This is a genomic window from Tateyamaria armeniaca (genome assembly GCF_045797845.1).
Taxonomy (GTDB): Bacteria; Pseudomonadota; Alphaproteobacteria; order Rhodobacterales; family Rhodobacteraceae; genus Tateyamaria; species Tateyamaria armeniaca.
The window spans coordinates 1,908,721-1,922,644 of sequence record NZ_JBHDIY010000002.1 but is presented as its reverse complement, the minus strand read 5'-3'; the positions used below and the strand labels follow the sequence as shown (position 1 = coordinate 1,922,644).

Here is a 13,924-nt window from a genome sequence, read left to right as displayed (position 1 = left end):
GCTGCGGCTGCCGCCCTGCCCCTGCCCATCCGCGCCGAAAACCTCACCAGCGGCGAGATCATCGAAACTGCCACGGGCAACGTGCTGGGGTTTCAGGACCTGATGGACCGGTTGGAACAGGCCGAAACGATCCTGATCGGCGAACGCCACGGATTTGCCCCGCACCAGAACCGGGTCGCGCTGATCCTCGAAGAACTTGCCCTGCGCGGCCGCTTTCCAACGCTTGCGCTTGAAATGCTGGAACCCGCCCAGATGCCCGCGCTGGAGACCTATCGCGCCGACAATCCGGAATATGTCGGTGGCCTTGGGGCGGCGCTCAACTGGTCGGAAACGGGGTGGCCCGCGTGGAGTTTTTATGAACCGGTTTTTCGCGCGGCGTTCCGGGCGAAGTTGGAGGTTATGGCGGCGGATTTGCCAAAGGAAGAACAGCGTTTGATCCGGAGAACTGGAGAAACTTCGCTGGACTACTCTCAAATCGCGTATGAAGAGTGGATCAAAAGTATCGCAGAAGCACTATGCCTTGATCCTTCGAGCAAATTCGTTCGTCATGAGGCGTTGCGACAAATTGCGCGAGACCAACACATAGCGAATTCAATCGATTCAGTGCCAGGACATGCCGTACTGGTCGCCGGCGGCGAACACATTCGGAGTGACCGCGTTATAGGAGCTCTGGGCAAGCAGGCAGAAACCCTTGGTTTCATGCCGGATCAGGCGTCTCACACTCACTACGACTATGTTTGGAAACAAGGACACCAAGCCACAAATGGCTGCTGAGTCAGGAGGCGATGCGCTTCTTAAGGAATTCAGCAAAGTTGGCGGCATAAGTCTCTGTTCTATCACCGGTTTTACGGATGACTTTTGCCTCACCGTCCGCGTCAACATGTGACATATCCAGGTAAAACAACTCGCCAGCATCGCTGGCAGAGACGGCCAACTGGTTTTCTTTCAGAAAACCATTCCGTCGATTGTTCAAGGTATTAAATGTTACGTCACCACCCGGAACCTGGCCGTAAGGCTCAATCGGGTAGACGGAGTAGATTTCCTCGCCATATATCTCGCCGCCTCCGAAGTTTTGCAAAAACCATTTGTAACTGGGTGGCAATGAACAACCGAGAGCACTTTCCGCCTTCTCTATCCAAGGCAGGCCGGGGTCTTGCTCCTGTGTGCCAAACTCAACCCCGTTTGAACGGTTTTCCTCAATCAAGGTGACCAATTCATCAAAAGAAGCCATCAACCGCCCCCCAATTGCTTGTCGTTACTCGGTTGCGCCAATAGGCTTCCCGCCAGGTGTTGAACTGGCTTCGGTTGATACCAGAAGGCAGACCACCGGTGTTGATGTGTATAGTTCCATAGTTTGTCTGATGGAAGCTCTGAGACATTTCGGCGATTGCACCGCCTTGTGTCTGCGTGAGGTGGTGAAGGTTTACCGGATTCCCGTCTGGACCAATTGGCGCACGTCCGGACGCCATGCGTTCGAGGTTGGTTCCCGATACAACGACTCCGTTTTCCCGCCAGGTCGAGACAACATCGGGATCAATCAAGTCGTCGCGTTGATAGACCCGGTTTCCGTTGAATTCACTCGGGGACCGTGACCAGAATGTACGGTTTTGCGCAAAATTGCGCTGTACTTGTGCCTGACTTGCAAAGCGAATGTCACCAGCGCGATTTGCGACTTGCGCCAATTCATCAACGGGTATCGTTCTGCGCCCGTCCCCAACCATGCGCGCGAGGGCCTGGCCCGCGTCTCCGGCGAGCGGGATGAACCCGACACCCGCAATGAGCACACCTGTAATGTCTCCATCGCCGATTGCCTCAAGCAAATCAGCCACATCCATCGTGTCCCCGATTACCGGTACAAAACCGATAACGACTCCGGCAACGCCGACGAATTGCTGAAAGGCTTCCTCTCGCTCAGCCTCGGTGTAGCCGTAGTCATCGAGGAAAATGTCCTGCGACACCGCCATCGACATGATCAAAGTGCCCTGATCGCCGCTTGCTTGATACGCCTCAATTGCATTGACCAGTGTGTCCGCATCGAACCCGATCGGGTCGCGGTAGTCCGCCTGAGCGCCTCCGGCCCTGAGTTCCGCCATATTGCGGAACGCCTGTTCTCCCCACTGGTTATAGAAATCAACGATCAGCTGAGGATTCTCTTCTGCACAGGCAATCAGGAAATTCTGGAACGTTGTGAACAGTGGCGCAGCCGTAAGCCCGTTGAGCCAAACCCCATCCCGGACGAGCTCTATCAGGAGTTCAATGTGATCCTGACCAAGCTCATCCGCATAAACCTCGCAGTTGCCCATCAGGTCACAATCAATGCTCAGGACCAGATCGCCATTGTCGTCGTAAAGGGCTTCTTCGGTCAGCGCCATGAGCAGCAGTTCTTCCGGCGGCACCTGGCCGTTGGGATACTGTTTCTCAAGTTCGATGACCCGCTCAATGGCGTTCACCGACGCTTCAAAGGCTGGCAGCCGTGTACGCGCCATCGCCTCGGAGATCGGCATCCCGCTCGCAACCATACGACGGTAGACAGAAACTGCTGCGCCACCCCGCGCCCGCACCTCATCCGGCACATCTGCTGTCGCTGCCCGAATGTAATTCCCGGCCGCTTCCAGATCCTCCGCCAGCTTTACAAGGTTCAGCGCTGGCAGTTGCAGGTTGATGTGCGTGTCGCGCGTGATCGTGTCGACTGCGTCCAGGTCCTGGTTGATCTGGCTGATGTCAAAGTCGGATTGGTTGCGCACAACCACGTCGCCGCCCGAGATCGTAGCGCGCGTGAACCCTTCGGTGATGTCCAGCGAGAAGCCCGCGGTTCCATCGAATGACAGTGTTTCACCGACCCCTATGTTGAGGCCCACATTCACCGAATAGCTGTTGTGTTCGTTGAACAGGTTGTCATGCACCAGATAGCCGGTGTCGAGGTACAGGCCGTCGTTGCGGCTCGCGATCACTGATCCCATCAGATAGGTTGTGTTGTCTACATACACATCAAGGATGCGATAGGCGTCGATCATCGACGGGCTGTCCACATAGCGTGCGTTGCCCTCGGCGATGTTGGCGTTGATACCGATGCCGGACAGGGTGCCGCCAGTGAAGCTCAGGCTCAGCCCGAAGCCCCAGCTGTTGGAACTGGACGTGCTCTGCTGCGAAGCGATGACAAGATCGTTGCCGATCTCGAGATAGATATTGCCGCCCGTCTCGCCGAGCACTTCGGTCACGTAGCCATTGGCATCGAGGATCGGGTTGCCGTCCGCGTCTTCTTCGACGCCGACCACAGGGCGCGCCTGCATCACAGCCCCCAGCAACATCGCGTCGTTGCCTGTCACCAGCGTGATCGACTCCATCGCGTTGATGGATGCGTTGGAATAGAGGGTCGAGTTGCTGTTTGACCCGCTGCCATCCACCGAAATGGTGAATCCGCCAGAGAACAGCGAAACGCCAAAGCCAAAGGAAGAGGACTCGCTTGACCGGGTGTTCGCGAGCGCCGTGGCGAGGAAATCGTTTCCTGCTGTCATCACCAGATCGCGCCCGGTGTTCACGATTGTCCCACCGGCCAGCTGAATATCGTTCCCAGCCAGCAGGAACATGTCATTGCCAGCGCCCAGACGGGTCACAAGGCTTTCGTCCCATTCCGAGCGCGAATGCCACGCATCAAATCGGAAACCGATGCCAGCCGCCGCCAGAACACAACGTGTCACGTCGCCCCCGCCGCAATTGCCGATCTCCTGGATCGCCTGAATATCGCTGGGGATGAAGCTTTCGGCCAGTTTGGAGCCGAAGACACTTGTACCAACTTCTTGATCCCGCGCGGTGCTGAGGGTGCGGGCGCCGGACACCAGCAGGGCCAGCGCGCCGTTCAGACGGCCCCAGCCATCCTCGGCCGTTGCAAGCTGGTAGGCCGCGCCAAGCATCGGGTTGTCAGCGATATAGGCGTGGATCGGATCGTTGTTGGCGTTGTTCAGCACAGACTGGGTGATGGTGAACCTCGACGACGTGAGACCAAAGCTCCAACCGCTTTCCTCAAGATATTTGCGGTTGGTTTTGGCGTCATAGACCATGTCATTGCCAGCGGTCAGCGACAGGTCGTTCACCGCCAAAAGGATCACGCCGATCCCGGTCAGGTCATTGCCTGCCTCAACAGACACGTCATAGCCTTCGACCTGCGCCATCGACGTTTCAAAGTTGTTGTAGCGTGTCTTGGTCGACGAATAGGTCAGGAACCCGGAGAAGCCGGAGTTCTTGTAGTAATTGTGCAGCTCGACCGAGATCGCGTCCATGTAGACATCGTTGCCCGCCACAAGGCGCGCATTGGCCCCGGCAGAGACATAGCTGCCCGAACTGTCGATGTTACGGCCCGCGATCAGGTCGATGTCGCCAAAGGATGTCTGGAAGACGCCGGACTGCATCGCGGCAGAGTACCGCTTGTCGATGGTTTCGCCGGTCTTGATGCCCAGGAACCGCTTCTTCTTGTAGTAGTAGTAGCTCAGGAAGTGGGCGGTCTGGATATCGTTGTAGATGTCATTGCCTGCCTCGGCATAAAGGCTCCCTGCGGCAGCGATCTGGCTGGCGTCGTTCAGAATATCGACGCCTGCGTTCATGATCAGGCCCTGGCCCGCGATCAGCTCGCCCGGTGCGAACATATAGGCATCGTTGCCGCAAGCGCGGTGGCCACAGTTGTGTTCGCTGGTCAGCGTGTAGGTCACACGCGTGGACTTGTTCACGATGTCCTTGGCGGCATTCAGGATCAGGTTGCCGCCTGCCGAAATTGTGCCGGAGTTCCAGATGACACCGTTGCCATCCTCGTAAGCATATCCGGTTTCCGTTGCGCGTTCGGCGTCGCGATGTGCGACAAGGCTGGCGATGCCGTTCGCGGACAGATCCAACCCGTTGCCCAAGGCCGTGATGGTCAGATCTCCGTCAGCCACGATGGCGGCGCGACGGTGCGCGAATTGCTTCTGCTGCTGGGTGATTTGGATGCCAAAGACGGTGTTGACCACAACGTCCTGAACGGACTCGCCGAACCAGCTTTCCACCAGAACACCCTGACCGGCCGTCAGGATCATGTCGCCACGGCTGGACAGGATGCCACCTTTGCGAATTTTGATATCGTCGCGTGCGTCGATGATCAGATCGGATTCAACGTGGAACATCGCGTTGCCGGACGAGCGGAGGTCTTGTTCGAACTCGGCCTCGGTCACTTCCTGCGTTTCGCCGTCAACCACTTCGCTGATCGTACCGACAATGTTGCCCATGCGGATGGCGTATTCATCCAGACCGGTGGCAAAGCTACCTCCATCCGTCACCTGCCAACCGACAACCGAGAAGCTGCCGCCGCGTGCGTCAATGGTCGCGTTCTGCGCAAGAACGGAACGGGTGGTGATGTCTGCCGCGATCAGCGTGATATCCTGATCGGCCATCATCGCGCCCGTGCCGGAAATGATCCCGATTTCAGATTCCACAAAGATGTTGCGCGCCTGAACACGACCGGGGTCGATGCCACGGCGCGCATGCAGGTACACGTCGCGCGTCGCATTCAACAGACCGTCGTTGAGCAGGTTCAAACCCGAAGCCGTGCGGTTCGCTGTCAGGCGAATGTCAAAATTCGCGCGCAGATGGCCACCGTTTTTCAGCACACCGTTCAGGGACACCGCGTTGATGTTGCGGCGATGGCTGGTGCCCTGGAATGTCAGGTTGTTCTTGGCGGTAACTGTCAGGTTGTTGTCAGCATAGTTGCCGACAGACCCGTTGAGGATGACAGTGGGCGTGTTGGTCAGATCGAAGATGCCCGCCTTAATGACGTTCGCCTTCACATTTGCCGTACCCGCCACGTCGATTACCATGCGATTGCCAACGGTGACGTCGGCAAGGTCGCGATAGGTGGCCGTGGCATTTGCACCGTTCAACGCCTCAACGCGCAGGTTATGTGTCTGGATGCGGCCCCGATCCATGGTGATGCCGCCCGCATCCTGCGCGTTTTGCGACACGCTGCTGAGGCCAATCAGATCAGTGTCCGCCAACGTAAGGACCGCGGAGTGCTGGCGCACGTCCTGTCCGCGCAGCAGGGTCTTGACCTGTGTGCCGCCGATGTTCGCGGCAGAGGTCGTGTACTGACCGCCCCCCTGCACCGGCGAAGGTGTTCACCAGCCCACGGCCATAGATCTCGGCACCGACCAGGTTTATGTTGCCACCATAGTTGGCGACCATGGTGATCGCCTTGGCGTCCGTGGTGCGGTTTTCAACTCCGGCCTTGAAATTGGCGAGGGTGGTGGTGACAGACAGGGTGCCAAACTCTTTCTGAGCGGCGTACATGTCGATCTGGCCGTTGGAGGACACCAGCGCATTTGTGATCGCCATGTTGCGCCCGGCATTCATGTTGACAGCACCCGCCCCGCGGAACGCACCGCGCCGTGTGGCCACGGAATGACGCGCAACAATATCCTTGTGCGCCCGGACAATCAGGTTTGCACCCGATGACATATTATATGTGTTGATCACCGACCCTGCGGTGGACTCGATGGTCGCGTTGCCAGCGGCGTGCACATTGCCAAGAGTGATGTCGCCGCCACCCTTCACTTCGAGCCACTTGGTGTCGGAGCGCAGCATGAAACCAGCCGTGATCTTGCCGGTTGGACCGGACTTGACCCGCACCCAGTTGTCGCCGCGCATACCTTGTTTCAACGTCACACCATCACGCGCATAGATGTCGATGGCACCGGTCGAATTGATGTTGAAATCGCTGGTGAACGAGCCCTGGCTGACGTTGACGCCAAAATGCAGGGCATCCAGATTCTGATAGACCTGCGCGTAGAAACGGGGTGTCAGGCGGCTTTTGAACTTGACCCAGTGACCGGCCGTGATGAAGCCTGCATCGCCATACAGCGTATCACCCGCCGTAAGTGTCATGTTGCTGCCAGAGACAAGGGCCCCGTCACGCGCGCTTGTTCCATCCTGAAGGTGCAGGTTGCGCTTGGCAAGCAGCGTCAGGTCGCGCCCGGCCCGTACATCGGCAGCGTTGTTGGACACATAGCTGCCGGTGGATTCGAGGTGCACATCATTCCCCGCCACGATTTCGGCGCGGTAGTTCTGCAGCAAGCCGCCAGCAACCATGCGCACGTCGGTCCCTGCCGTGGTATGGGAATCGTCCGTGTCTTCAATCCGGTGCTTGATCTCACCGCGCGCCACGTAGTCGACCTTGCCGGTCTTGGCGTGTGTGTCGCTGTCATAGATGTAGATATGGCGTGAATCGCTCAGGGTCACGTCGCGCCCAGCCATGACAAAGCTGTCCCGCACAAGATAGTCGTAGAACGCATCGAGCGTGACGTCATGTGCACCATTGCGTGCGGTCAGGCGATGGCCGGTCAGCAGGTAAAGGTGATGATCGCTGTCGATGGTCACACCGCTGGCCACCAGTGACCCGCCCGTCGCACGGAATTCACCCTTGGAGCGGAGATAGGCGGACCGCGTTGCATTCAGAACGGCGTATTCGTTGTGAATGCTCGAATTGGCGCTGGTCATGCTGAGCGTCGTGCTCGCCGTCAGATCAGAGCGGCGCACCCACACGCTGCTTGTGCCGGAGTTCAGTTGCAGCGCCTTGCGCAAAGACCCGCCAAAACCGGATGTCGACAGGTTCGGATCCGTGCCGGACACCAGCTTGGACCGTACGGCGCCGGAGTCGATGACGCGCAAATGGTTGCTTGCCGTCATCGTAATCCGCCCGCCAGCGGTCACGGATGCGCCATCGTTGTAGATGTTGATCGCGTCAAAGGTGGTCGCGCCCTTGGATTCCACCTTCGAGCTATAGCGGTTGTAGATGCTTCCATGGGTCGATTGCAGGGCGACGGTGCCATTACGCGACCGGATCAGTGCATTCGTGTCGTTGTGCAGGTTGGTGCGCGATGTGAGCGTTACGTTGCCCCCAGCACTGATGGCACCGTTGTTTACAAGATGAGAATTCTGGCTCGACACGCTGATCGCGCCCGAGGCCCAAAGCCAGGGATTGTGGCTATAGGCGTCGTGGATATCCACGCTGCCGAGAGAGGCGATTGTAATGTCCCCGCCGCTCGCCGACAGGTCCGATCCCTTGATGTCCACCCCGTTCGAGGTGATGGAAATCGCGCCCGACGCAGTCAGGTGCGAGTCGCGCTGATAGAACCGTTTCGCCGCATCGATGGTGATGTTACCGGCCGTCGCCGTAAGCGCTGCTGGTTCAAGCAGGACATAGCCCGTGGTCGAGCTGAGCGAGATGGATTTCGCCGTGATTGGCGCGCCGTAAAGACGGATGCCACGGCTGTCATAATTGCTGGAAAAGGCAGTGAAATTGCCCCCTTGGGTGAAGGTGCTGCCAGTTGTGACCTCGACCTGCCGGTCTGTTGATCCTACGCGCATGTTGTTGCCCGCGATCCAGTCGGATGCCACGGACCACAGGTGCGACACACCGGCCTGCGCGCTCACGTTGCGCCCGGCTTCCAGACGGCCACGGGTCGTCGACCATTTGTGGTTCTCGATGGAATGGGACGCGGTGAGCGTCAGGTCGGTGTCGATGGCGTGCATCGTGCCACCGTGGTTGTGGATGTGGCCACGATCAGCGCGCGCGGTGACGGACTTTTTCGCGTGCAGCGCCGCAATATAGCGGTTGTAGATCGTGCCATGGGTCGTGCGCACCGAAACATTGCCAGTGCGCGAGCGGATCAAAGCGCCGTGATCGTTGTGCAGGTTGGTGCGCGACGTCACAGAAACCGCGCCCCCACCATTGATCACGCCGTTGTTCACGAAATGGGAGTTTGCGCTGGTGATCGAAATCGCACCTGTCGCCCAAAGGCGCGGATCGCGGCCGTAGGCGTCGGTGATGTCGACGCTGCCGCCCGACGCCACGGTGATCCCGCCGCCGTTGGCCGTGGTCCACGAGCCATCGTTTTCATAGCCGTTCGCAGTGATCGAAATCGCACCCGACGCTGTCAAAGCGGAATCGCGTTGATAGAACCGCCCGGCGGCATCAATCGTGATGTCCCCTGCCGTCGCGGTCAGCGCAGCAGGCTCAACCTGAATATATCCCGAGGTGGAGGACAGCGAGATCGCAGTTGCCGTGATCGGTGTGCCCAACAGGCGCACGCCGTAACCTGCATAGTTGCCGGAGAACGCAGTAAATGTCCCACCTTGGGTAAAGGTCGCCCCAACCTGTGCCAACAGGTGCGTGTTGGTCGAACCGACGCGCATGTTGCCACCCGCCACCATGTCCGAATTATGGTGCCAGAAGTGCGACGTGCCCGCTTGTGCATTGATGTGGCGGCCCGCCTCAAGGCGTCCGCGCGTGGTGCTCCACTTGTGGTTTTCGACTGCCCCGCCCGCGATCACGGTCAGATCGGTGGTGCGGGCCTTCATCGTTCCGCCGTGGTTGTAAATGTGGGACGCCGCGCGCGCGCTCACGCCGGTTTTGCCGTCCAGCGTCCCGTTGTAGCGGTTGTAAACGCTTCCATGGGTCGAGCGGACCGACACGCTGCCCGTACGTGACACCATCAGCCCGTCATATTCATTGTGCAGGTTGTTGCGCGAGGTGACGGAAACAGCGCCACCGGCGTTGATGTTGCCGCGGTTCTCGAAATGGGAATTGGTGCTTGCGATGGTGATCGCACCTTTGGCCCAAATGACGGGGTTGCGGGTGTAGGCATCATAAAGACGTACGTTCGAACCAGACGTCAGGCTGACCGCGCCGTTGTTCGAGCGCAGAAGCGATCCGTCAATCTCGGCACCGTTCGATGTGATGGTGATATCGCCGGGTGCCGTGACATCAGAGTCGCGCTGATAGTAGCGACCCGCGCTGTCGATGGTGATCGTTCCCGAGGTCGCCGTAAGATCGGACCCCGGCTCAAGCAGCACATAACCGGTGCCCGAGCCAAGATGGATCGAAGTGGCCGTGATCGGCATGCCAGACAGGTTCACGCCGCGACCGCTCCAGTTGCCCGATTGCGCGCTGAACGCACCTGCCGTCGCAACGGTCGCACCACCCCAGAATTCGACGCTGTGGGTGCCTGCATTTGTCGAAATGTTGCCCGTGTTCGCCGCCCAATCCGATGTCCGCGTCAGAATGCGCCCTTGGGTCGAATTCACCGTAATGTTGCGCCCCGCCTGCAGGCGAGCCCGGGATGCGCCGTCGTTATAGACCTCGACCTGCGCGCGCGAGTTCGAGATGATGTCGCGCGCTGCACTCAGCGTGCGGCCATGAATGTAGATGTTGTTGCGGCTGTCCATGCGTACATCGCGACCCGACGACACGTTCGCGCCGTAGCGATAGTAGATATGGCCGCCAACACCCGCCTTCAGCGTCGCATCCAGCGTGCGGGCATTCACGGTCGTGTTGGTTTGCAGGGCAAGGTTGTTGCGCGCGCTCAGATAGATGAACCGCTTTGCATCAATAGTGGCGCGACGCGTGTCGATATGACTTGCGCTGCTGATCACATCCACCGACCCGGTTGTGGATTTCAGAACGGGGTTGCGCCCATAGCCGTCATAGATTTCGACAGACCCGGCAGAGTCGTACTTCATATAGTTGACGGACTGGCTGCGCGCGCCGGTGATGGTGGCCCCGTTGGACGTCACGAACATCTGCGCGGCAGAGGTCAGATCGGAATCAAGTTGATAGAACCGGCGTCCCGCAGTGATGTTCAGATCGCCCGCCGTCGTGGTGATGTCGCTGCCGGGGTAAAGGACAACGCGGCCTGCGGTGTTCATCGTGATCGACGTCGCATTCAGTGGCACACCGGTGATGTGGATACCATCGTAGTTCGATCCGGATTCACCCGCCGTGATGTCGAGGGCCCCGCCCGTTGTCAGTTTGGCACTGTCCCAGAACTGCACGCGGTCCGCACCCGCATCGATGCTGATGTTCCCGCCCGCCGTCATGTCCGAGGTGCGGTTGTACACATCACCCTTGGCAGACGTAATCACCAGGTGGCGCGCGGCATTCAGGACGGCGCGATTGGCACCGGAGTTGTAGTTTTCGAGCCGGTTGGCCAGCGTGAGGCGGATGTCACGGCCTGCGGTAACGGGCTGGCCATGGTTGTACATCGCATTCGCCGTGACCTTTACATCCCGTTTGGCCCAGATGCGCGCGCCTGTGCGGTTGTAAAGGTGCTTTCCGCCCCGCGTGTTCACGTCATAAAGGTTCGCCTTCACCAGCGAGCCAAGCTCGTTCACGATGTAGTTGGTGCGCGCTTCGAGCGCGACGATGTTGCCTTCAACATGGCTGCGCTGGATCCACAGTTCGCCCGACGCATCCAAAGTCACATTGCCGGATGCGATCACGCCGTTGTTTGTCAGGCGGATCGTGCCGCGATCGGTGTCGAGGCGCACGTTCTTGGTTGTCCCATAGGAACGGATGTATCCCGACAGTGCCGCTGCTGTGGTATGGGACGACGTGATGTTGCCGCCGCGCTTGCGACCCGCCAGCAGGTCGATATTGCCATGCGACCAGATGCGACCACCTTCATTGGTGATCGAACTGCCCGCCCAGATGTTGATGCCACCGCCGCCTGCGTACATCGTCGAGGTGCCATTGATCACCGAATGCTCGGCATCGATATCAATCGCCGTCCCACGGGCATTGCCTTGGATGTAGATGTTGCCAGCGGTGGATTCGAGGATCAGCTTGTCGCCGGAGGATTCCGAATTTGCGATGCGCATGTTGCCGGAAGAGACGAATTTGCTCTGCCCGGTGGTGCGGGTCGCATAGTTTTGGTTCACCTCGCCATGGGTCGACCGCATGTAGATGGACGCGGCGGTGATGGACCGGCTGCCGGTCAGCGTGCCGCGTGATGCGATATTCACCCAACCGGGCGTGTTGATGGTGAACGTGTTGTTAAAACTGTCGCCCATCTCGCGGATGAAGAGGTTGCGATAGGTTGCCGCGTCGATGGATTCTTGATCAGCGGCAATCCCGTCGCGGGCATCGATTTTGAGCGTCCCGGCGTTCGCTATGAAGTGCGCCTTGGTCAGATTGATGTTGCGTCCGGCAATGACATCAAAGTTGTTGCCATAGGAAAAGTTGTGCGACCACCGCCCGTGCGCGCGCAGATTCACATCATAGTTCGTGGTTTCCAGCAGCACCCGGCCGTTGGATTTGAATTCTCCACCAAGGTTCTGGACGTGGTTGCCCGCTTTGACGGTCAACGAACCGATGCCGTGAGCCTTGGCGCCATAAAATACCCGGCTGCCGGAAATCAGCGGATCGCGCACACCGTTATAGATGTCGCGCACCGTTCCACCGGTCATGGCGGCAATCTTGTTGGCGACCGCATTGGATTTGGCTTTGGTGATGTCGGTCTTGAGGTAGGCACCAGAATTGGCAGTCCGGTAGATCCCTTTCAGAGATTGCTGGGTGACCGTGCGCTTGGCGTCCAGAAGCAGCGATTGGGCCGCGACGAGCACACCGGAGTTGCTGATATCGGTGCCGCTGGCCGTGATGCTCAGGTTCTTGGCCGCAACCACACCGCCGTGACCGACCATATAGGCCCGGTCCGTCCAGTTGGCGGACCCGGTAACCTGGAAATATCCGAAGTCAAAGCAATAGATGAAACACCCGTCGGCAACACCGCCTTCGGCGAAAAACTCGTCAATCCGGCGATCGGAACGCATGTTCCAGACTTCGCCAGCCACGATCTCGACATCGCCGCTCGCAATAATCTCGCCGACATTGATCACCTTGTTCACAGCGTCGTATGTGGCCGTGGCCGACATGACCTCGCCCGCGATCAGGATGGCATCACCTGCATCGATGTTGATGTTGCCCGTGGCTTCCATCCGGGCTGTGCCCGCCTGCGCATAGGTCATCGCGCGGATGTCGATATTGCGATCGGCTGTCACCACGCCCTTGTCCTGCTGGACAAACCCGTTGGCGCCGCGCACCACGAAATCCCGCTTGGCCTGTACCGAAGCGTGGTTGATGCCTGCCTTGGAATGCAGCGACACGTCTGTACTTGTGGACGTCAATTTGCCCTGGGTGCGCACGCCAAGACCGTTTTCATTGCCGATGATGCGGATTTGACCAGCCGTCATTGCGCCGAATTGCGTGGCATCCACCGCATAAAGGCTGCCCGCCGCACCAGAGCCGGTGTTCGCTCCAACTGCGCGGTTCCTCGCATTATACGTCGATGCACCGCCGATCGCGTCGACCACGGTGGCCTGCACGGGGCCATCGACGGTAACCGTCCGCCCGACAAGGTTCAGATGACCGTCCGCCGTCGCGCCATCGCGCCCGATGTGAACATTGCCCTTTTTGACGTCCAGAATCACGTCGCCATTGGCGTTCACGCTGGCTGCACCCGTGCCCAGCGTGGTGCGCGAAGAGTTGATGAAAGAACACCCGTTACAGGTTATTCCGTTCTGGTTGGTGATCACCAAATCGGCTTTCTTGCCAAAAATCTCGAAATCACCACCAAGGTTCGAGCGCTGGGTCCCACGCACGTCATTGAGAATCACACGCGCCTCAGCACCGCTGCCGAGACGCGTGTTTGCACCGACGGAACCGCCGGTGCGCGATGCCCCTGCGGAGGTCGAGTTGTTGAAGATTGCGCCGGAGTTGGTCGAGAACGAGGAGTAGCGGTTGACCGACACGCCATTCGTGGGCGGCGCGATATTAATAAGGGGTTTGCCGCCCGACGTTGACAACCCTGGGCGTTGCGCTGCGGGGGCAGAACCGTCAATTGTGATGGATTGGGCACTGACCGCGATCGGGTGGATCACCATCGCATAAATGCAAAGAATATTTACGATGAGCCGAAAAGTTATGCGCATCGCATCACTCACTTGTTATTTGTACTCATTTTTAGTTAACAAAAAAGTGAGCAGCCGCTCAACCCCCGGCTGCAACAGAAAGTGCATTCGCACGCGTATTTTTTGGCTTGGGTGAAGCAGCACTGAAAGTGTCCACAGC

At 58.9% G+C, this 13,924-nt stretch carries 4 protein-coding genes; 1 reads left to right on the top strand and 3 read right to left on the bottom strand.

Annotated features, from left to right (window positions below):
• Positions 1-102: 102 nt before the first annotated feature.
• Positions 103-774 carry a ChaN family lipoprotein gene (locus ACERZ8_RS09730; protein WP_407592007.1) on the top strand — a complete coding sequence of 224 codons (672 nt, stop codon included), beginning with the start codon at positions 103-105 and terminating at the stop codon, positions 772-774.
• A gap of 1 nt (position 775) precedes the next feature.
• On the opposite strand, the gene ACERZ8_RS09725 is transcribed toward ACERZ8_RS09730, so the two are convergent.
• The 3 genes from ACERZ8_RS09725 to ACERZ8_RS09715 form a co-directional block, all read right to left on the bottom strand.
• Positions 776-1,231 carry an SMI1/KNR4 family protein gene (locus ACERZ8_RS09725; RefSeq protein WP_407592006.1) on the bottom strand — a complete coding sequence of 152 codons (456 nt, stop codon included), beginning with the start codon at positions 1,229-1,231 and terminating at the stop codon, positions 776-778.
• Positions 1,218-3,911 (bottom strand): HNH/ENDO VII family nuclease, encoded by a 2,694-nt coding sequence (locus ACERZ8_RS09720; protein ID WP_407594227.1) that lies wholly within the window; start codon positions 3,909-3,911, stop codon positions 1,218-1,220. Before ACERZ8_RS09720 ends, ACERZ8_RS09725 begins: the two co-directional genes overlap by 14 nt.
• Before the next feature lie 2,092 nt (positions 3,912-6,003).
• Complete coding sequence (locus tag ACERZ8_RS09715) at positions 6,004-13,737, bottom strand: two-partner secretion domain-containing protein (protein WP_407592005.1); 7,734 nt, start codon at positions 13,735-13,737, stop codon at positions 6,004-6,006.
• Positions 13,738-13,924: the final 187 nt, after the last annotated feature.

Excerpts from the sequence above, each read along its gene's own strand:
- ACERZ8_RS09730 (WP_407592007.1), top strand. The coding sequence starts at position 103 with ATGGACCGGTTGGAACAGGCCGAAACGATCCTGATCGGCGAACGCCAC.
- ACERZ8_RS09725 (WP_407592006.1), bottom strand. The coding sequence starts at position 1,231 with ATGGCTTCTTTTGATGAATTGGTCACCTTGATTGAGGAAAACCGTTCA.
- ACERZ8_RS09720 (WP_407594227.1), bottom strand. The coding sequence starts at position 3,911 with ATGCTTGGCGCGGCCTACCAGCTTGCAACGGCCGAGGATGGCTGGGGC.
- ACERZ8_RS09715 (WP_407592005.1), bottom strand. The coding sequence starts at position 13,737 with ATGGTGATCCACCCGATCGCGGTCAGTGCCCAATCCATCACAATTGAC.